This is a genomic window from Streptococcus sanguinis SK49, assembly GCF_000212815.1.
In the GTDB taxonomy this organism is placed as follows: Bacteria; Bacillota; Bacilli; order Lactobacillales; family Streptococcaceae; genus Streptococcus; species Streptococcus sanguinis_C.
On record NZ_GL890986.1, the window covers coordinates 447,744 to 468,288 of the forward strand.

The 20,545-nt window shown below is 43.0% G+C and carries 21 protein-coding genes; 9 read left to right on the forward strand and 12 right to left on the reverse strand.

Annotated features, from left to right (window positions below; all coding sequences use genetic code 11):
- Window position 1 precedes the first annotated feature (1 nt).
- Window positions 2-745: a DeoR/GlpR family DNA-binding transcription regulator gene (locus HMPREF9380_RS01190; protein ID WP_002896662.1), complete on the reverse strand. Its 744-nt coding sequence runs from the start codon at window positions 743-745 to the stop codon at window positions 2-4.
- A 124-nt stretch (window positions 746-869) separates the two neighbouring features.
- Between HMPREF9380_RS01190 and HMPREF9380_RS01185 the strand changes: the two genes are divergently transcribed.
- The gene (locus HMPREF9380_RS01185; protein WP_032907744.1) at window positions 870-1,646 is read left to right on the forward strand and encodes a glycyl-radical enzyme activating protein; all 777 of its coding nucleotides are present in this window, start codon (window positions 870-872) and stop codon (window positions 1,644-1,646) included.
- A 71-nt stretch (window positions 1,647-1,717) separates the two neighbouring features.
- On the opposite strand, the gene HMPREF9380_RS01180 is transcribed toward HMPREF9380_RS01185, so the two are convergent.
- Both HMPREF9380_RS01180 and HMPREF9380_RS01175 read right to left on the reverse strand, forming a co-directional pair.
- On the reverse strand, window positions 1,718-2,587 hold the full coding sequence (locus HMPREF9380_RS01180) for a glycosyltransferase family 2 protein (protein WP_004193567.1): 870 nt from the start codon (window positions 2,585-2,587) through the stop codon (window positions 1,718-1,720).
- Window positions 2,588-2,992: 405 nt separating this feature from the next.
- On the reverse strand, window positions 2,993-4,885 hold the full coding sequence (locus tag HMPREF9380_RS01175) for a M13 family metallopeptidase (RefSeq protein ID WP_004193570.1): 1,893 nt from the start codon (window positions 4,883-4,885) through the stop codon (window positions 2,993-2,995).
- Window positions 4,886-5,034: 149 nt separating this feature from the next.
- Here HMPREF9380_RS01175 and HMPREF9380_RS01170 point away from each other — a divergent pair, with 149 nt between their 5' ends.
- From HMPREF9380_RS01170 to tpx, 4 genes are all read left to right on the forward strand, one after another.
- Entirely contained in the window at window positions 5,035-5,754 is a 720-nt protein-coding gene (locus tag HMPREF9380_RS01170; RefSeq protein ID WP_032907746.1) for a metal ABC transporter ATP-binding protein, read from the forward strand.
- Between the two features lies 1 nt (window position 5,755).
- Window positions 5,756-6,604: a metal ABC transporter permease subunit gene (locus HMPREF9380_RS01165; RefSeq protein WP_032907748.1), complete on the forward strand. Its 849-nt coding sequence runs from the start codon at window positions 5,756-5,758 to the stop codon at window positions 6,602-6,604.
- Window positions 6,605-6,623: 19 nt separating this feature from the next.
- Entirely contained in the window at window positions 6,624-7,553 is a 930-nt protein-coding gene (gene ssaB, locus HMPREF9380_RS01160) for a metal ABC transporter substrate-binding lipoprotein/adhesin SsaB (RefSeq protein ID WP_002910772.1), read from the forward strand.
- 151 nt (window positions 7,554-7,704) lie between these two features.
- Window positions 7,705-8,196: a thiol peroxidase gene (gene tpx / locus HMPREF9380_RS01155; RefSeq protein WP_002896683.1), complete on the forward strand. Its 492-nt coding sequence runs from the start codon at window positions 7,705-7,707 to the stop codon at window positions 8,194-8,196.
- 20 nt (window positions 8,197-8,216) lie between these two features.
- Here tpx and HMPREF9380_RS01150 read toward each other — a convergent pair whose 3' ends face one another.
- Both HMPREF9380_RS01150 and HMPREF9380_RS01145 read right to left on the reverse strand, forming a co-directional pair.
- A complete protein-coding gene (locus tag HMPREF9380_RS01150; protein ID WP_032907751.1) occupies window positions 8,217-9,317 on the reverse strand; it encodes a DUF3114 domain-containing protein in 1,101 nt (366 codons plus the stop codon).
- 83 nt (window positions 9,318-9,400) lie between these two features.
- Window positions 9,401-9,853, reverse strand: coding sequence for a C39 family peptidase (locus HMPREF9380_RS01145; RefSeq protein ID WP_004193576.1), 453 nt, complete (start codon window positions 9,851-9,853; stop codon window positions 9,401-9,403).
- A gap of 138 nt (window positions 9,854-9,991) precedes the next feature.
- Between HMPREF9380_RS01145 and HMPREF9380_RS01140 the strand changes: the two genes are divergently transcribed.
- From HMPREF9380_RS01140 to HMPREF9380_RS01130, 3 genes are all read left to right on the forward strand, one after another.
- A complete protein-coding gene (locus HMPREF9380_RS01140) occupies window positions 9,992-10,639 on the forward strand; it encodes a metal-dependent transcriptional regulator (protein WP_004193578.1) in 648 nt (215 codons plus the stop codon).
- A gap of 105 nt (window positions 10,640-10,744) precedes the next feature.
- The gene (locus tag HMPREF9380_RS01135) at window positions 10,745-11,206 is read left to right on the forward strand and encodes a MarR family winged helix-turn-helix transcriptional regulator (RefSeq protein ID WP_004193580.1); all 462 of its coding nucleotides are present in this window, start codon (window positions 10,745-10,747) and stop codon (window positions 11,204-11,206) included.
- The gene (locus HMPREF9380_RS01130) at window positions 11,199-11,624 is read left to right on the forward strand and encodes an EVE domain-containing protein (protein ID WP_004193581.1); all 426 of its coding nucleotides are present in this window, start codon (window positions 11,199-11,201) and stop codon (window positions 11,622-11,624) included. The genes HMPREF9380_RS01135 and HMPREF9380_RS01130 overlap by 8 nt, the downstream gene beginning before the upstream one ends.
- Window positions 11,625-11,737: 113 nt before the next feature.
- Here the strand turns inward: HMPREF9380_RS01130 and HMPREF9380_RS01125 are convergent, their stop codons facing one another.
- Entirely contained in the window at window positions 11,738-12,352 is a 615-nt protein-coding gene (locus HMPREF9380_RS01125; RefSeq protein ID WP_004193585.1) for a CPBP family intramembrane glutamic endopeptidase, read from the reverse strand.
- 502 nt (window positions 12,353-12,854) lie between these two features.
- On the opposite strand from HMPREF9380_RS01125, the gene HMPREF9380_RS01120 reads away from it, so the two are divergent.
- Entirely contained in the window at window positions 12,855-13,652 is a 798-nt protein-coding gene (locus tag HMPREF9380_RS01120; protein ID WP_004193587.1) for a nucleotidyltransferase domain-containing protein, read from the forward strand.
- 92 nt (window positions 13,653-13,744) lie between these two features.
- Here HMPREF9380_RS01120 and dtd read toward each other — a convergent pair whose 3' ends face one another.
- From dtd to HMPREF9380_RS01090, 6 genes are all read right to left on the reverse strand, one after another.
- Window positions 13,745-14,188 carry a D-aminoacyl-tRNA deacylase gene (gene dtd, locus HMPREF9380_RS01115; RefSeq protein WP_002907400.1) on the reverse strand — a complete coding sequence of 148 codons (444 nt, stop codon included), beginning with the start codon at window positions 14,186-14,188 and terminating at the stop codon, window positions 13,745-13,747.
- Window positions 14,189-14,244: 56 nt separating this feature from the next.
- Window positions 14,245-16,464 (reverse strand): RelA/SpoT family protein, encoded by a 2,220-nt coding sequence (locus HMPREF9380_RS01110; protein WP_002907401.1) that lies wholly within the window; start codon window positions 16,462-16,464, stop codon window positions 14,245-14,247.
- Between the two features lie 382 nt (window positions 16,465-16,846).
- Complete coding sequence (locus HMPREF9380_RS01105) at window positions 16,847-18,226, reverse strand: ISLre2 family transposase (protein WP_004193591.1); 1,380 nt, start codon at window positions 18,224-18,226, stop codon at window positions 16,847-16,849.
- A 437-nt stretch (window positions 18,227-18,663) separates the two neighbouring features.
- Window positions 18,664-19,026, reverse strand: a complete 363-nt coding sequence (locus HMPREF9380_RS01100) for a hypothetical protein (RefSeq protein WP_004193594.1) — start codon at window positions 19,024-19,026, stop codon at window positions 18,664-18,666.
- Between the two features lie 47 nt (window positions 19,027-19,073).
- Window positions 19,074-19,301 (reverse strand): hypothetical protein, encoded by a 228-nt coding sequence (locus tag HMPREF9380_RS01095; RefSeq protein WP_004193596.1) that lies wholly within the window; start codon window positions 19,299-19,301, stop codon window positions 19,074-19,076.
- 54 nt (window positions 19,302-19,355) lie between these two features.
- Window positions 19,356-20,162, reverse strand: coding sequence for a ParA family protein (locus tag HMPREF9380_RS01090; RefSeq protein WP_032907754.1), 807 nt, complete (start codon window positions 20,160-20,162; stop codon window positions 19,356-19,358).
- Window positions 20,163-20,545 lie beyond the last annotated feature (383 nt).

Here is a 20,545-nt window from a genome sequence, read left to right on the forward strand (position 1 = left end):
GCTAGATCAGAGTCAGTTTGATATCCGCAGCTTTCAAGCGCTCAACAGCCTCTTTCGGAATCGCCTTGTCAGTCACCACTTGAGCAATCTGCTTGAAGCCAAATCTCTTTACCGTACCTTTTCTGGTAAACTTACTTGAGTCCGTCAAGACAATCATCTGGTCAGATGCCTCTGACATATACTGCACAACCTCACTCCGCATCAGATCCTTGCCTGTAAAGCCTAGATTTTCATCATAGCCATCTGTTCCGACAAAAGCATGTTCTACGTGGAAAAAGCGGATCATTTCCTTGAGAAGAGGCCCTACTGTCACTTGAGAATCTTTCTGAAATTCTCCGCCCAGTAAGATAATTTTACAAGAATCAGTTTGTTTTATATAATCCGCAATAAAATAAGAATTGGTAATAATCTTGACATTCTTCTTCGTCCGGCAGATTTCCTCAGCTAGCAAGGCACAGGTCGAACCTGATTCGATCATAATGGTTTCATTATCCTGAACGATTTTTGCTGCTTCCTGGGCAATTCGGCGCTTGGTATCATAATGAAAGGAAAGCCTGACATTCAGATCATCGCCGCTATTTAAAACAGCATAGCCATGCTCTCTGCGCAACAGACCTTTGGTTTCCAGCTTATCCAAGTCTTTGCGAATCGTTACTTTGGACACTTTTAAGCGGTCAGACAAAGTATTGACATCAATTCGTTCAAATTCAGATACTAATTTAACAATTTCATCTAAACGTTCCATTCTATCACCTCTGCTATTATTGTAACAAAAGACGCCTTAAAAATAAAATAAAAATAACTTTCATTCGTAATTGTTTTTCTTTCTAAAATAAGTTATAATGATTGTATCCAAAGGAGGCCTGAGTATGGAAACAACAAAAGGAATTATTTTCAACATCCAACATTTCAGTATTCATGATGGACCAGGGATTCGTACAACGGTTTTCCTCAAGGGCTGTCCTCTGCGCTGCCCTTGGTGCTCCAATCCAGAATCACAGCAATTCAGACCCGAGCCTATGCTGGATGCTACTACCAAAAAAAGCATCACTATGGGGGAGGAAAGAAGTGTCGAGGAGATTATCAACGAAGTCCTAAAGGACAGAGATTTTTATGAAGAATCTGGCGGTGGCCTAACCTTATCTGGCGGAGAGATTTTCGACCAGTTTGAATTTGCCAAGGCCATTCTCAAAGCGGCTAAGGAAAAAGGGATTCATACCGCTATTGAAACAACTGCCTTTGTAGAACATGAAAAATTCGTGGATCTCATCCAGTACGTTGATTTTATCTATACAGACCTGAAACATTATAACTCTGTCAACCACCGCAAGGTGACTGGAGTAAAAAACGAATTAATTGTTCAGAATATCCACTACGCCTTCACTCATCAAAAGATGATTGTTCTGCGCATTCCTATCATTCCAGATTTTAACGACTCTTTAGAAGATGCAGAGCAGTTTGCGACTTTGTTTAATGAACTATCCATCGATCAAGTCCAGCTGTTGCCTTTCCATCAATTTGGCGAAAATAAATACAAATTACTTGGCCGAAAGTATGCCATGGAAGATGTCAAGGCCTTGCACCCTGAAGACTTATTTGAATACCAAGATGTCTTTTTGAAGCATGACATTAATTGTTATTTTTAGTCTTTAATTTTTCAAACACCAAAAAACAAGCCACGCTTTCAGCCCTGCGGTTGAAAGGTGGCTTGTTTTGTTTATTCTCCAAATAGTTGGAGTTTACTTTCAATTTCCTGATAGACCAGACTGGACTGCATACCGACGGCTGCAGCGCTGTCGCGACAATACTGGAGCAGGAAGGTGTAGTACTTGTAGTAGAAGCTCAGGTCATAGCCTAGCTTACCCAAAATGGCTAGCTGCTCCTCAAAACCTACAATCAAGTCTCGGAACCACTGCTCATTCCAAGTCATGGAGATGCTATTTGGCCGCAAGCGATAGTAATAGAGCGGTTCATTGAGGTAGATAATCTTCTCCGACTGAAGGTACAGCTTATAAGTTGTGAAGGCATCTTCGGCCACTCGGCCGACTGGATAGCGCACTGTATCAAAGAGCTCACGCTTATAGAGCTTAGCCCAGGCACAGAGAAAGACACCGTCTACCATGCGACGTCTAGGGTACTCCTCGATTATCTCTTCTCGCGTATAGAGGGTTTCAAAATGCTCTGTCGAATAGTAGAGGAAGGCTGAATCCTCAGCACGGAAACTACAGTGGTGACCAATGGCAATGTCCGCATCATACTCCTTGAGCTTTTCATAGAGGCGGGCAACATGCTGCTCAGGCAGCCAGTCATCCGAATCCACAAAAATCAAATAGTCTGCACTAGAGTGCTCAATCCCTGTGTTGCGGGCACCGGACAAACCTTGATTGTCCTGATAAATGAGACGAATCCTCGCATCCTGATCAGCTAGCTCTTGGCAAATCTGACCAGAAGCATCTGTTGAACCATCATTGACTAGAATAATTTCCAGATTTTTATAGGTCTGACGACAGACGCTGTTCACACATTCTGCTAAATACTGCTCAACATTGTAAACAGGGATGATAACACTGATTAATTCCTGAGACATGATAACTCCTATTCTTTTCCTGTCTTTTTATTATACATGATTTTTTAGGTTTGTGAGGTGTTTTTGACATCGTCTTTTCTATCAGTAATCGGGTACTTAAATACAAGGAAGATACGGAATCTGATTGATTGCCATTAAGACTTCTTTCATATTTAGTCTCAGGCAGTTGTTTGGAAAAAGCATATTGAAGAGATGGCTGCTGATTTTGAAAGAATTTCTAAATACTAGCCAGCGACACAATACTGTTCATAAATACTTCTTGTGAAATCTCACTTTCTCCAACTACATCCTAAATACCAGAAAGACTAACAAAATAGCCTGCTTTCACAAACAAAAGCAGACTATTGAAATGCACTCGATTATTTTTGATTTGAGCAGGATTCGATAAGTACTCTTATCTCTGCATCACCAGATGACCACCCGCTCTTCTGGGCTCCGCCACATGCCGTCTCCCTCTTTCACATCAAAGGTCGTAAAGAAGTCGTCAAAGTTTGGCAGCTGAACATTCGTCCGAAGCTTAGCTGGTGCATGGACATCGACGCTTGCCAGGAGCTTCATATATTCCTCCCGGCCCTTCATTCGCCAGATGCGGGCAAAGTTGGTAAAGAATTCCTCAGCAGAGAAATCTGCTTCTTTCTTAGCTGCTTCTAGGGCTGCTGCAATGCCGCCCAAATCTGCCACGTTTTCTGAAACGGTCAGCTTGCCATTGACCTTAGCACCATAGGAATCCTGTCCTTCGAACTGGTCAATGACCTTTTGAGTCCGCTCGGTGAAGGCTTGGTAGTCGTGCTCCGTCCACCAATTATTAAGGCTGCCATTTTCATCAAAGGAAGCTCCGTTGGTATCAAAAGCATGAGAAATCTCATGGGCGATGACCGCTCCGATACCACCGTAATTGGCTGACGAGGATTGGTGCAGGTCATAGAAAGGAGCCTGCAGGATAGCCGCTGGAAAGACAATCAGGTTTTTCTGCGGATTATAGTAGGCATTGACCATATGGGCTGGCATTCCCCATTCCTTGTAATCTACTGGTTGATTCCACTTGCTCCAGCTATAAGCAATATCAATCTGGCTCAGCTTCTGAGCATTTTCAAAGAGAGTCAGCTTTTCATCCACGACCTTTCGAGAGTAGCGCTCAGGCAGCTCATCAGGATAGCCAATATAAGGCTTGATGGCATTGAGTTTGACAATAGCCTTGTCCCGAGTTTCTGGTGTCAGCCAGTCATTCTGGGCCAGGCGGTTTTTGTAAACTTCAATCATCGTCGCCACTTTCTGCTCCACATCAGCCTTGGCTTCTGGTGAGAACTTTTGACCAGCATACCAAAGACCGACAGCTTGATTAAAGGGACCTTGGGCCAAATAAAATGCTGCTTTTTTCTTGTCCTGAGCCTGAGGTGTCCCAGATAGAGCACGATGATAAGCTCCTGCCAAGACACGGATATCATCCGTTAGATAAGAGGTTGTATTGCGGACTGCAGAGAGAATCAGCAGAGCATGGAGTTTGTCCCAGTTTGCGACTGTATAGATATCCTTAGCTGCTTTCCAGAAGCGTTCCTCAGGAACAATAACTTGGTCGGGTTCTTGACCGATCAACTTGGTGAAAATATCCGCCAAAGGCAACTCCGGCACCAAGGCTTTGAAATCTTCCCACTTATAAGGATGATAGAGCTTAGCATACTCAGAGCTTTCTTCACTAGACAGAACATACTGAGCAAAAACAGCATCCAACTCCAAGACCTTATCCAAAAGATCCTTGATTTCCTCTTCCGCAAAGTCAAATGTTGCCAGCAAATCTTCCTGAGCCTTGCGCCATTTTGCAAGCAGGTCTTCCTTCTGTGGATGCTCCTCTGCATAGTAGGTCGTGTCTGGCAAAATCGTTCCCGGTCCATCCGCCCAGAGGACATTGATTCGAGCGTCCATAAAGTCAGGCGCCACACCAAAGGGGAAATAAGTCGGCTTACCAGCTAGTTCAAAATCAGCAATCTTAGAAGCATATTCTTCAAAAGATGTTAGGTTGCGAATTTCATCAATGTAAGCACGCGCTGGCTCAATCCCAGCTGCTTCCCGCTTGTCATAATCCGCTGCCAAGCGATGGTAAGCAACAAAATTCTGCAGAATGGCATCTTCTGGTACTCCATCGCCAGCCAACCATTTGTCAGTCGTGGCAAGCATAAGATCTTCAATCTCATCTGCCAGATCCATGAAGCCGCCCGTCACTGGCTTATCATCAGGAATGACCGCCGTCTTGGCCCACTCACCATTAATCGCATCATAGAAATCATCTTGTAGTCGTGTCATCTTCTTCTCGCTTTCATGCTTTTGATATAACCTTATCAAAATCTACTTGTTTTTTCAAACATTTCTTATATTAATTTTAGAGATTTATTAAAAATTAACTTGACTTAATTTTTATTTTAATGTATATTAATCTCATAGAGGTGTATGAGATGATTACGATTAAAGATTTGACTGTCAGCTATCAGGATACGCTGGCTCTTGAGCCCCTTTCATTAACCATTAAGGAGCCAACCATTACTGGGATTATAGGCCCTAACGGAGCCGGAAAATCCACCCTGCTCAAGGGCATGCTAGGGATTATTGACCACCAAGGCCAGACTCTGCTGGATCAAAAGCCGCTGCAGAACTCTCTCCAGCGCGTCGCCTATGTAGAGCAAAAGATTAATATTGATTATCATTTTCCTATCAAAGTCAAAGAGTGTGTCTCTTTGGGACTTTACCCGCAGCTCAAGCTCTTTCAAGGGCTAAAGAGTTCCCATTGGGACAAGGTGGCTGAGGCATTGAAAATTGTCGGTTTAGAAGACTTGGCTGAGCGCCAGATTAGCCAGCTGTCCGGCGGGCAATTCCAGCGGGTCTTGATTGCTCGCTGCTTGGTTCAAGAGGCGGATTGTATCTTTTTGGACGAGCCCTTCGTCGGGATCGACTCTGTCAGTGAAGAGATTATTATGTCTACCCTGCGCAGTCTCAAAGCTGCAGGCAAGATTATCCTGATTGTCCACCATGATCTGAGTAAGGTTGTTGATTATTTCGATCAGGTCATCCTGCTCAATCGTAAGCTGATTGCCTTCGGTCCCACTGAGACTAGCTTTACCAAGGACAATATGAAAAAGACTTACGGCTCCCAGCTCTTTATGAATGGAGGTGCCTAGAATGATTTTAGAATTTTTCCAAGGGCTGCGGGACTTTCACTTCCTGCAAAATGCCCTCATCACAGCCATCGTCATTGGGATTGTTGCTGGAGCTGTCGGATGCTTTATCATTCTGCGCGGCATGTCACTCATGGGGGATGCTATCTCTCATGCGGTTCTGCCCGGTGTGGCCCTGTCCTACATTTTAGGGATTAATTTCTTTATCGGAGCCATCACCTTCGGACTTTTGGCCTCGATTATTATCACCTACATCAAGGGCAATTCCATTATTAAAAGCGATACGGCCATTGGGATTACCTTTTCATCCTTTCTAGCTCTGGGTGTGATCCTGATCGGCGTTGCCAATAGCTCCACTGATCTCTTTCATATTCTCTTTGGGAATATTTTGGCCGTACAGGACATTGATATGTGGATTAGTATTGGAGTCGGAATAGCTGTGCTCTTAATCATCATCCTCTTTTTCAAACAGCTTTTGATTACTTCCTTTGACCCCCTGCTGGCTCAAGCCATGGGCATGCCGGTCAGCTTCTATCACTATCTGCTGATGATTCTCTTGACCTTGGTCTCTGTGACAGCTATGCAGAGCGTGGGAACCATTCTGATTGTCGCTCTCTTGATAACGCCAGCAGCAACGGCCTATCTCTATGCCAACAGTCTGAAAACTATGATTCTGCTGTCCTCAGGACTAGGCGCTCTAGCTTCTGTACTGGGCCTCTTTATCGGCTATAGCTTTAATATCGCTGCAGGCTCCAGCATTGTACTGACCTCAGCCCTCATCTTTCTCATCTCTTTCTTTATTGCACCTAAGCAACGCTATTTAAAACTTAAAAACCGACCTAAACTAAAATAAAAATCAATGGAGGAAGCCCATGAAAAAATTAGGTTTTTTATCCCTGCTTTTGCTAGCAGTCTGCACTCTCTTTGCCTGCTCCGGTCAGAAGAAGGCATCCAGTGACTCGTCCAAGCTCAAGGTTGTTGCGACCAACTCAATTATCGCTGATATTACCAAAAATATAGCTGGCGATAAGATTGACCTCCACAGCATTGTACCAGTCGGCAAAGACCCCCACGAATACGAGCCTCTGCCTGAAGATGTCAAAAAGACTTCTCAAGCGGATCTCATCTTCTACAACGGTATCAACCTGGAAACTGGCGGCAATGCTTGGTTCACCAAGTTAGTCAAAAATGCCAATAAGGAAGAAAACAAGGACTACTACGCTGTCAGCGATGGCGTTGACGTCATTTACCTTGAAGGACAAAGTGAAAAGGGCAAAGAAGACCCTCATGCTTGGCTCAACTTGGAAAACGGTATTATCTATGCGCAAAACATTGCCAAGCGTTTGATTGAAAAAGACCCTGACAATAAGGCCACTTACGAGAAAAATCTCAAAGCCTATGTGGAAAAGCTAACCGCTCTGGATAAGGAAGCCAAGGAGAAATTCAACAATATCCCAGAAGAAAAGAAAATGATTGTGACCAGTGAAGGATGCTTCAAGTACTTCTCTAAGGCCTACAATGTGCCATCAGCCTATATCTGGGAAATCAATACCGAAGAAGAAGGAACTCCAGACCAAATCAAAAGCTTGGTTGAAAAACTGCGCAAGACCAAAGTCCCATCTCTATTTGTCGAATCAAGTGTGGACGACCGTCCGATGAAGACTGTTTCTAAAGACACCAACATCCCAATCCACGCTAAAATCTTCACTGACTCAATCGCTGACCAAGGCGAAGAGGGCGACAGCTACTACAGCATGATGAAATACAATCTAGATAAAATTTCTGAAGGATTGGCCAAATAATGATAAGAGGTTAGGAAGACAAAATCCCAACCTCTTTATTAGTGGAGAAGGAGCTTCACTTGGAGTAGATTTCAAATTTCCAGTCAAATTATTCGAAAAAAATCACTATTCGCTGTACAATGAAGCTATCAAACATGAATGGAGACTCCTTATGACAACTTTTCTCGGAAATCCTGTAACCTTTACTGGAAAGCAACTGCAAGTCGGCGACACCGCACACGATTTTAGCCTGACAGCAACTGACCTTTCAAAGAAAACTCTGGCTGATTTTGCTGGCAAAAAGAAAGTCCTGAGTATCATCCCATCTATCGATACTGGTGTCTGCTCGACTCAGACTCGTCGTTTCAATCAAGAACTCTCTGACTTGGATAATACCGTTGTTATCACTGTTTCAGTTGACTTACCTTTTGCTCAAGGCAAGTGGTGTGCTGCTGAAGGCATTGAGAACGCTGTCATGCTCTCTGACTACTTCGACCATTCTTTCGGCCGTGACTATGCTGTCCTCATCAATGAATGGCACCTTTTGGCCCGCGCAGTTCTTGTCTTGGACGAAAACAACACTGTGACCTACGCTGAATATGTCGACAATATCAATACCGAGCCTGACTTCGAAGCAGCTATCGCCGCAGTTAAGAGCTTGTAAGAGATAAAAATACGGATTTGCTAGTCCGTATTTTTTTGTACAAAAAACTTCTGCCAAAACTGACGGAACCAAGCCCAAGAACGCAAGAGAAAGGATGGTCGATTCAGTAATTTCTTGAACCGAGCAATCTCTGCCCTTACCTGTTTATAAGCACTCCGCCCCTTTCGAGCATAAGGGCTCTTAGCCGAACGATAGCCCAGCGGACCACGATTGTTCTGAGGTGATTTGAACTTGCGGCCACCATTTTCAATGCCAAGCCTGCGAAAGCGAGGATCCCAAACTGCAGGCGTTTTGACATCATAGCGAGTATGAGAAGCCTGATTGCCCGGCCGGTTATGCTCACCATAGTTAAAGCTGGCGCCATTCACAATACCATTTTGGCTAGCCCTCTCTGGATCGATAATATTGAGAAAACGGCCTGTCTGATCCAGAATAAACTCTGTATGAAAATCAATTAGGATTTTTATATTGGCCTGACTAGCTTGACCATCCGGATAGACAGCCTGACCAGACATCTTATCAATATAGGCTTTATTATGCAAGCGCGAGGATTCATGAAAACTATAAGGTAGCCCTGGCCAATCCTTTAGATAGGAAGCCAAAGCTTCTGCATCTGTCATACCAGCCTGACGGTAGTGATCTCTGACCCACTGGGCCTGCTGGCAGGAAATGACATAGCGAAACTGATGCAGCTGTCTCTTAAGCTTTTGATTGCCATCCCTTTGGCTGAAATCATCTGCCGGAAAAGCTTGGCGCAAGGTCCTTGAAAAAATCTTCCAAAAGCCATCATGTGGTGTTAGGTTTGGAGCAATCCGAGCCAGCAAAAAATCTGTCTCTGACTTGTCTCCGCTCAGCTCCTCAGGCATATTAACAAGATTCATAGCCAGAACCAGCAGCTCTTGAGCTCCTAACCTGCTGATCTGAGCCTGCTCAGCCTGCCAGAGCTTTTGAAAAAAGGGACTGCCAAAAAGCTGAGCCTCCTGCAGGTAATCTCTTTCTTCTGACACTGTTTTTCCTTGCCCGTTATTTAACCCTGCAAAAACTTGTTCTAGCGCTGTCTGAGACCAACCGATTGATTGCAATTGCTGAAAGAGCAACTCTTTCCCTTCTTTCGGATACATGGCTCCCTCCTTTCTTTTTTCTATTATACCCACATAGAAAACCGCCCGTCAAGCAACGAGCGGTCTTCTTATTCACGAATTTCTCATCCTTTGATGGCAATGAAGGGAGAGCCCTCAGTATTATCCGTCGGATCTACACTCTTGACTCCAAAGAGATAGTCTACTGGATACCAGCCATTATTAGCTGCATTATAAGGGTCACGTACATAGGTTTTTCCATTGTCATAGCCTTTGAGAACCAGCTCATGAGTGACTGGATAATGGGCAAAGATGCTGGTACCAACGGCACCTAGGACATGATGCCCCTGCGAAAGCGCTTCTTTGACTGCAGAAGCTGTAAACAGGGTCTCAGTCGTCAGATCCCAGTGCTGGGCAGCTCGGACAATACCACGACTGCTGGTGCCAAATCCATCTTTATTAAATTCATTGGTATGGTTATATAGGTAATCCGCAACAGTTGTCGGAAGCACTTCTGTCCCAGTAATCCCAGAAATAACCATGGCTAGCGTTGTCGGCACGCATCCTGTCGCATCCATGCTGTAAGGACCATACTTCCTGCCACCCCAGCGACCATCGCAATGAATAAAATCTAAACATCAAAGAAAGGCTTAGACACTGTATTCTTGCAGCGATTTTTGTTATACTAATGATATAAAGTTCAGCGAGGATGCAATATGACCCCAAATAAAGAAGACTATCTCAAGTGTATCTATGAGATTGGCAGCCGCCACAAAAAAATCACCAATAAAGAAATCGCCCAGCTCATGCAGGTTTCACCTCCGGCTGTGACGGAAATGATGAAAAAAATGCTGGCGGAAGAACTTCTGGTCAAGGATAAAAAAGCCGGCTACCTGTTGACTGATTTGGGGCTAAGGCTAGTTTCTGACCTCTATCGCAAGCACCGGCTGATTGAAGTCTTTCTGGTCAACCATCTCGGCTACTCGACTGATGAAATCCATGATGAAGCTGAAGTCCTAGAGCACACTGTTTCTGAGCGCTTCGTTGAGCGTCTGGATGCCATGCTCCAGTACCCCAAGACCTGTCCACACGGAGGTACCATTCCAGCCAAGGAAGAGCTTCTGGACGAAGAAAACCAACTGACTCTGGAAGAGGCTTCTGCCCCTGGCGACTATATCATCAAACGGGTGCATGACGACTTTGACTTACTCAAATACTTGGAAAAATACAACCTGCAAATCGGCCAAACCATCACCTTCATCCAATACGATTCTTTCGCTCAGGTCTATTTTCTCAAGACAGAAACCCAAGAAATCCAAATCAATCCTATGATTGCCCAGCAGATTTATGTAGAAAAACTATAAACAGAACCCAGTTCGGACTTTTTAGTCTAAACTGGGTTTTTATTGACAAAAATAAGATGTCAGATTACAATAAGTGTACTTATAAAATATCTAGAGGGAAAGCTAATGGAAAAATCGCAGTTTAACTCCATCTACAAGGATGAATACAAAAAATCAACCGGTCTGCTCTTTATCCGTACCTACCACAAGTGGCATGGGCTGATAAAAAACAAACTGAGAACGATTGATTTGACCCATCCTCAGTTTGTCGTTCTGACCACTCTTGCTGCACTCCTACGTCAGCAAGAATGGGTGAGTCAGACCGATATTGCCCGATTTTCTGACATGGATGTTATGACCGTATCCCAAATCATCCGCCTCTTGGTCAAGAAAGGTTTGATCATGCGGGAAGTCCATCCCAAGGACAGCCGCGCCAACATCATACTTCTAACGGATACGGGGCTGCAAAAGGTCAACCAAGCCCTCCCTCTAGTAGAAGGCATTGATCAGGCATTCTTTGGAAAATTAGGAAATAAAACAGAAATATTAAACCAACTCTTAATAAAACTGGAGGCAGAAAATGACTAGATTTTGGATTGGTGTCGTATCAAAAGAACACGTCCTAAGAGGTGTAGAAGGTGGATTTTGTCAAGTCTGCCATGGAAAGAAAGCACCATTGAACCGAATGAAAAAGGGGGACTATCTTATATACTACAGCCCCAAGTATCAGCTGAATGGTCAGAAAAAGCTGCAGGCCTTTACAGCAGTTGGCAAGATTCTAGATGACACTGCCTACCAAGTAGAGATGTTTGAAGGCTTTGTCCCATTTCGGCGAGATGTCAGCTACTACCAGCCTGTCAAAGACTGCACCATTGACCAAGTCCGACAGCATCCTCAGTGGCGCCAATATGCTTCTCAGATAAGATACGGACATTTCGAAGTTTCGAAAGACTTCTTCCTTTATGTTTTTGAGCAAATGAAACTGGACAACCCTACAAATCAGTAGAAGCAGCTTCGTTTGACTTACACCTAAACCTTTGCTCACCGGTCATCAAATCTAAAGTTCCGATTCTCAAGGGAAATCGGAACTTTTTGATTTGAAGTGAAATTATCGATTTATCAAATCAGCATAAAAGCCGATAAACTACCCGTAATCACATTTGCTAGAGCATGCACGATCCAGCTGGCTAAAATGGAGCCATCAGATTTCTTTTCATTGACAAAGCCCATATAGGCAGCGATGCCACCCGTACACAAAATGATGAGCAGGTTTTGCTGCCAAGAGAGCACTGTTATAAACATTAAGCCATGGAGCAGACCAAAAATAGCAGCTTGTATGGTGTTGGCTACTACAAAGGGTAAGCGGCTAGCCATTCTCTTTAAAAGAAAACCTCTGAATAGTAGTTCTTCTGGCAGAGAAGTTTGAAAAATACCATAAATCAGAACAGCCGGCAAGGCTTGGAAGCCAAGGCCTGAGAAATTCGAAGTCGCTGTATCCAGATTTTTTACAGCAGGATATACTAGCAAAAACGAAAGAAGCAAGAAAGATAGTGAACCCAACAAAATCCACAGCCAGATCTTCCGGCCGCCAGTGTCTTTTAGTGGTTTTAAGCCAAGCCATTCTAAAAATGGACTTTTTCTTCTAGCCCTTATCAACCACCAAACAAAAGGAAGCAAAGCAAACAAAGCGATTTGAATCAGAGCATCCAGCATCTGTTGAACTAGATTTTCCATGATAAGAGACTCCTTTCTTTTCTTTAATATGATTATACAAGACAAACTTCAAAAATTTATAAAGTAATTCTAAAATATTTCTAAAGAATGATAGAAATCATAAACATAAACAAATCAAGGATTATCGCCACTTCAACTTGTTTGCTATGCTCATCATTTTTAGACTAAATGATGCCCAAAAACTCTTTAAAGACCTATCTCAAAAATCTAAGAAAAGTTGCAGATAAAAATAAGGCGATGAATTTAAAAAAATAGAAAACTGGCAATACGTTAAAGTAAGGGAAAAACTCCTAAAATTTTAGCACACAAAGTCAAATTTTCAGCCTATCTATCCTAGATGATTTTCTTTTTAGTCAAATACTCCCAGCTCCTGCTTATCCACTTCATCCCCCTCGGAGTCTCAATTTTTCAAGCTCAGTACCATGCCAAAAGCTGTTTTTTCCTTCTTGCCAACCCGCTTACATTTTGCTAAAATGATGTCAAAAATCAGTAAGGAAAAATCATGCCACAAGAACTTTTTAAAGAATTTGCCCAACTAGATCAAGTAGAAGCTATCGTTCTCGGTGGCTCTCGTGCTGGACAGCATTTTGACAAAGACTCAGACTATGATGTTTATATCTACTTGACAGATTCCATTGCTCCCCTGACTCGACGCGATATCCTCAGCAAGTACTGCTCCTACATGGAAATCAGCAATCAGTTTTGGGAACTAGAGGATGACTGTGTGCTAAAGAGCAAGATCGAAATTGAGCTCATTTACCGTACACTGGACAGTTTTGATAAAGACCTGCAGACTGTAGTACTAGACCACCAAGCCCAGAATGCCTATACCACCTGTATGTGGCACAATCTGCTCCACAGCAAAATCATCTACGACCGAAATGGTCGCTATGAAGCACTTCAGAACAAGTACAGACGACCTTATCCAGCTGAGCTGAAAAAGAATATTATCAAGAAGCAGCTCCTCTTACTCGATCAAGCCATGCCAGCTTTCTCCAAACAAATAGAAAAAGCGCTCAAGCGTCAGGACCTGCTCAGCATCAATCACCGTAGCAGTGAATTTTTTGCTTCCTATTTTGACTTGCTCTTCGCCCTAAACGAACAGACGCACCCTGGAGAAAAGAGAATGCTAGAGTTTGCAAAAACCAACTGCCCGCTATTACCTCAGCATTTTGAAGAAAATATACAGACCTATTTTCAAAAACTCTACACTGAGCCAACTGAAGCCATAAAGCTTATCAATCAGCTAGTGACGACCATCAAAGAAATCATTCCTCAAGAAATTATTGGCGATTTTTAGTAATGTTGTCGGAAACTATCTATTCATTGCTACAGAAGCAAAAAAATTAGGAGTTTGAACACTAGTGTTCAAACTCCTTTTCATGCTTCTTATCAGCGATTCTTCGTATCCAGAATAATGGTCACTGGGCCATCATTGATTAGCTCTACCTGCATGTCTGCGCCAAAAATACCCGTCCGAGTCGGCACCTCCTGCTGCAAGGCAAGATTGAAGGCATCATAAAAATTGCTGGCCATCTCTGGCGGAGCAGCCTTGACAAAGGCTGGCCGATTACCCTTTTTGGTATCTGCATGCAGAGTGAACTGGGAAATCGACAAAATCTCTCCGGAAATGTCCTTGATAGACAGGTTCATCTTGCCCTCAGCATCGGAAAAAATCCGCATATTGACAATCTTCCTGACTGCATAATCCATATCCTCTTGACTATCGTCAGACCCTACGCCTACTAGGAGCAGGAGACCTTGTCCAATACTGTTGTGCAGCTGCTGGTCAATGCTGACCTGAGCACGTTTCACGCGCTGAATCACTATTTTCATATCTTTTCCTTTGATTTAACGGTAACTTACAGCTCAATAATGATTTCCGAAAAGAATCAGCCATTAGTCCGCTTGACCGAGTAGACCTCCGGCACGCTTTTGATTTTATCCACCACCGTCGTCAGCATGGACAGGTTCGCAATACCAAAAGAAACGTGGATATTAGCAAATTTCATATCCTTGGTCGGCTGGGCATTGACTGTTGAAATATTTTTGGTGGTATTAGACAGAACCTGCAACACATCATTGAGGAGACCAGACCGGTTGAGACCGTATATATCAATGTGAGCCGTGTACTCTTTGGTCGTGTTGTTGTCTTCCCATTCCACATCAATCAGCCGCTGCTCGTAATTTTCCTGAGCCTTGAGATTCATGCAGTCCTGCCGGTGAATGGCTACACCGCGTCCTTTGGTAATATAGCCGACAATATCATCACCCGGTACAGGATTACAGCACTTGGCAATCCGGATGAGGAGGCCAGACGCCCCCTGAATGACTACACCGCCTTCGTGCTTGACCTTGAGGGTGTCTTTTTTGTTTTCGACCTTGACCTCGCCGCCCTTAACCAATTCCTCTGCTTCTGCTCTGGCCTTGGCCCGCTCTTCCTCACGGCGCTCTTTTTCTGTCAAACGATTGAAAATACTAATGGCACCAATCTCACCGAAGCCAATCGCCGCAAAAAGCGCCTCTTCAGTCTTATAACTTGTCTTCTGCAGCACTTCTTCCATGTGCTTCTTGTCCATGTACTTATTAGCTACATAGCCATGCTCTTGGAATTGAGCCTGCAAGAGCTCCCGCCCTTTGGAGATAGACAGCTCCTTGTCTTGATTTTTAAAGAACTGACGGATTTTATTTCTGGCCTTGCTAGTCTTGACAATATTGAGCCAGTCGCGGCTCGGTCCGAAGGAGTTAGCATTGGTGATGATTTCCACCTGATCCCCTGTCCTGAGCTTGGTTGTCAGGGGCACCATGCGGCCATTGACCTTGGCTCCTGTGGCTTTCTCACCGACCTTGGTATGGATCTCATAGGCAAAGTCAATCGGGCCCGAGTCCTTAGGCAGAGAGCGCACTGCTCCATCCGGTGTGAAGACGTAGATTTCCTCAGCCAGATAGCTCTCCTTGACCGAGTCAACGAAGTCCTTGGCATTGTTAGACTGGTCTTGCAGCTCCATCAGCTCCTTGATCCAGTTCATCCCGATAGCTGATTCTTTGCTGTCTACCTGTCCCTTGACCCCTTTCTTGTAAGCCCAGTGAGCCGCAACCCCATACTCAGCGACCTCATGCATTTCCTTGGTCCGAATCTGAAACTCAATCGGACCTTTGGGGCCATAAACGGTCGTATGGATAGACTGGTAACCATTGGCCTTGCGATTGGCAATATAATCCTTGAACCGCCCCGGCATCGGCCGCCAAAGCTCATGAATGTAGCCCAGCATAGCATAAACATCACTTTGAGTATCCAAGATACAGCGAATAGCGATTAAATCATAAATCTCATCAAAACGTTTCTTCTTGTCCTGCATCTTGCGATAGATCGAGTAGATATGCTTGGGCCGGCCATAAATCTTACCGTGCAGATTGCGCTCGCAAGCATAGGTCTCAATCTTCTGAACCACCTCTTCTACCAGTTCTTCACGCTCCCGACGCTTCTCCTTCATCATGTGGGAAATTTTGTAAAATTCCACTTCATTGAGATAACGGAAAGACAAATCTTCTAGTTCCCACTTGACACTGGAAATCCCCAGGCGGTGAGCCAAGGGTGCGTAGATTTCCATTGTTTCTCGGGAAATCCTCTCCTGCTTATCCTTGCGCAGATGCTTGAGCGTCCGCATATTGTGGAGACGGTCTGCCAGTTTGACCAAAATAACCCGGATATCCTCTGACATGGCCATCAGCATCTTACGGTGATTTTCTGCCAGCTGCTCCTCGTGAGATTTGTATTTGACCTTACCCAGCTTGGTAACCCCATCCACAATCACGCGCACATCCGTCCCAAACTCTCTTTCCAAATCATCCAGCGTCGCACGGGTATCCTCAACCACATCATGCAGGAAGCCGCAGGCAACCGTTACCGCATCTAGCTTGAGTGTGGCCAAAATCCCTGCCACCTGAATAGGATGCACGATATAAGGCTCACCCGACCTACGAAACTGCCCACTGTGACAGTCAATCGCATAGATCAGAGCTTTCTGTATAAAGGCCACATCCTCCGCAGCCAGATATTTTCTCGTAAGGGCCAATACCTGATCGCCCGTCAAATTCACTTCTTTTGGCATCTCGTCTCTCCAATTCCTGCCTACTATTTTATCACTTTTAGCCCGATATGAAAACCTAGAAGACGGTTCAGTATGTGTCTCAATTTTTGAGAAGATAAAAAAATAGCAGAAATTCAAGGAAATGAGATGCAAACGTATACAATCGTTCACTTCAGCCTTGACATTCTCTACTTTATGCTGTAAACTAGATTAAAGACTGAGTAACACAACTGTACTTGTTTACTCGGTGGAGGCGGGTGCGCTAACACCTTGCCTCTTTTTTTGTTTCTTATTGCTATAATTATACAACTAATTTCAAGCGATGTCAACAGAAAAATGATGACGGCATGTCAAATAAACCCTAGAGTTTTCAACCCCAGAAGAACTATACAGGACTGTTTGATTATCTTAGGATAGTAGCACCTTTTTTATGACTTTGACGTCGAGCTTTATGTGCCTTTCTTCCCTCTCCAATCTGAAAATTCCGCTTTAGACTGTCCAAATGGTTCATGTATTTTCTTACTTTCCCTCCAGAAACCTTATCTAACCCTTTCATTTTTTGGGATGCTTTCCGCCAGTCACCGAAAAACAACTCTCTCAGGGTACCTTCTTCTACAGCTAATATCATATTAGCCATAATCTCAGCCCCCTCTAAACTCCAGATCATTCCCTGGTTTTTCATTCTGTAAGTAAGGCGCCGGTGCTGTGACTCCATCACCCCAATACCCTTCTTCGGGAGATTACGAAGTGAGGCAGGCTTAGTATAACTAAAATTACGCTTCAGCCTTCTGGCAAAGTCCTGAAAAGTAGCCTGTTCTTCCTCGTCCTCAATTAGACTTTCTGTCGTGTCGATGGCTGTTTGAAGAAGATCAAAGTCATGCTGATAAATAGCCTGTTTCAAGAGTTCTTTTATCTCTTCTGGCTGCGCTTTATAATTCTTTTCAATCTCTTGCTGCAAATGGTACGGATCCCAGAAATGCTCATGTCTTTGAACTTTAAAAGCGGCCGCAAAATCCTTGAAAACTCTGCCTCCATAACCCGGACCGCCATCAGAGTTAGTAATCAGGGTTGTTCCCTTTCCTGTTTTATAGGTCTGATGAACATAATCTAATACCTGATCTTTGGCTTTGCTACCAGATAAAGAAAGTACGTTCTTTTTATTTTTTAACTGTCTGCGTTTGGACTGGCCGATCTGCTCGCTTCCTGTATGTACGACATAATGAGAGATATTGCTATATTTGGCTTCCTCTCCTTGTTTAGATCGTGTTTTTACCCAGACTCCATCACCTTCAATGTAGAGCCTCTCAGGGCTTTTTTTGTTTTCCTCTGTAACTTCCGGAAGAGACAAGAGATCATATTCTTCTTGCTCCTTCTTGAGTGCTGCAGCACGCTTAACAGCTTTCAGGACAGTATCTTTTGTTAGATTGATACCAGTCATGAACTCTATCAAATCAGCTGTTTTGCGATAGGAAGTGCACGTTGAAATCTGGTTAATTTGATAAATCAGCTCCATGCTGAAACGGCTGTGTTTCTCAAGGCCAAGCCATTCATCCACTGGCACCTTGCAGGTTCCCTTTTTGTACCAGCGGTTTCTTTCAAAGCAAATTTCCCCAAAGATAAAAGCAACTGTACGGGCTGATCTATTTTTCAATTTGTAGCCCCTGGCACGCATAGACGTGGCAACCTGATCATCATATCGAGTTACAGCCTTCAGGAAGGCTTCTTCATTCTGCTTTCTCAAATCTGCTAAAAATTTTCTTTCATCCAGGACAGTCACACCCATAAGCTAACCCCTTTCTAAAACTTAGGTATTATATTATTGTTTTTTGGTAAAATTTTCAAGTCCATGATAAAAAAAGAGCCTGACCAACAGGCCAGGCAAGAGATAGTTGTTAGGGTTACCACCTCACAATCAGTATAACACAAACTTTAGAATAGTTTGGAAACAATCGCATCATATAGCCAGCTTTCAAAGTAGGCTATTTTACGATAAAAGGTACTACCAACTCCAAAATATTTTTTATGCCAGTTTTTCAATTTTCTCAGCATCTCTTTCCTCCTTCAATTGTTAAAAAAAGTTTACCATGTACCAAATATTTTGGAGTAGCACACCTCTGAAATGTCATTTTTTATCCCGGAAATGACAAAAAAGACCTTTCAGTTAGAAAGGCCAGAAAATATTTTTTGATTATGACTAGAATATTGCTTTATAAGTCAGGGTTAAAAGTCTAAAGGGAGTAATTCTTCACGTCCTGCCAGAGTATTTCTCATGTAGAGGGAGTAATCATCTAGTCCATATTTTTGAACTGCCTCTTTGTATAATTTCTCGCCCCAATTCATTGGGCTCATACCTGATATATAGTCCAGAACAATTACTTTGGAAGATGCTTGAGATTCTTTATTAATTCGACATATACTGTAGTAATCAGTTGAACCAATGAATAGGAGTTTATTCTCTGGCTCTTGTAGAGCCAAGTCTAGGACATCTAGTTCTCGTTCGTTTGACTCAGCCAAAATTTTTCGACTTAAACTCTCGTTATTTGTAACTTCAATAAGCCTTGCATTGCGTTGTGAATTGTTCATATGTTAGTTCTCCTTTAATTATTTATATTTATAATTATAATTATAAATTAACTCAAGTTTTCTATTAGCTTATCTAAATAGTCGGAGGCTGATCGAGCCCCTGCAGATTTTGAAAGTTGATCCAACTTCTCTCTATTGCTCGGCTTCAAAGTGAACTGATATTGCTTCTTCCGTTCAAAATTACTCATATCAGGAGCGAAAACCGGCTGAGGAGTCGGCTGATTCGTTTTCTCAATCAACTGCGAGATTTCCTTTTCTTTACGTTCAAATGCCATCTATATCTCCTTTATAAATTATATTTATGTTTATATTTGTATTTATAAATATAATTATATTGTATCATAAATTTTTGAGAAAGTCTGCTCTAGCTCGTCAAAGAATTTCTTATGTTTTTGATAGAGTTCTGGATTTTCCTTCATATCTGCAATAGAGACTTTATCGATTGTTGAATGATTGAACAACTCTTTTGCTGGAACAATTCCCAAAAGGTTATCAGTTCCTTTTTCTTTAGCCTCCAACCCTAAAGCTTCTAGAAGCTCTCTGGAAGAGCCATAGTTTGGACGAATCATATTAGCCAGAAAATACAGTTCAGCCGTTATATAAGACTCTCTAGTGCGATAATCAATCACATCCTTTCGGAAAGCCTCTAGACGACTTGAAAGGTTAAATTTGGCATTGTAGCCAAACTCAGAAGGAGTCAGCGGACTGACAATGGCATGACTAACTGCAACTGCATTTTTAGTTGCAGTTGCAAAGTCCGGCCTACAGTCAATCAAGATATAATCAAACTGTTCTAGGTCTTTCTTCTCATAGTTATCTTCTAACCATAGATAGAGAAGCATATTTTTCTTGTCGCTATTCTCTAGATCCCTCTCCACAGTGTCTAGCTGAACGGAACCAGGAATAAGACTGATATTTTCTTTGACCTGCTTAATATCCACGTCACCGCCTTTGAAAGCATTAGCAATGGTATTCTTACTCTCGTAGATATTGTAACACTGCGTCAAATTGCACTGATGATCTAGATCAATCAAAAGCACTTTCTGACCTTTCTTGGCAAGCCATTCAGCATAGTTAAAAGTTAAAGTTGTTTTACCAACACCGCCCTTAATAGCGGCAAATGTAATAATTTTCATTCTGTTTCTCCATTCCATCTATAATAACAATGACTGCAGATCGTTTCTTCATCGTCTACCCACCAGCAAGCTCCTTTGTCTGGAGTATAGCAAGCATTGTTCCAAGTGCAGCCGCAAAATTTACAATGATGTTCTTCTGCCATCTATCTATCTCCCTGTTATTTTCTATACTTCCATTATACCATTATAATTATATTTGTCAATATGTTTATAAATATAATTATATTTATATTTATAAAATTTAAGAGCATGTAGGAACAAAAAAGCCCCGGAACAAACCAGGGAAACAAGAAATACAAAGAAGAGTAAGTAACCACATAATCAGCAATGAATACCTGGTCTTTTACACTATATCTAATATAGAAGTAGGGAAATAACCCGGA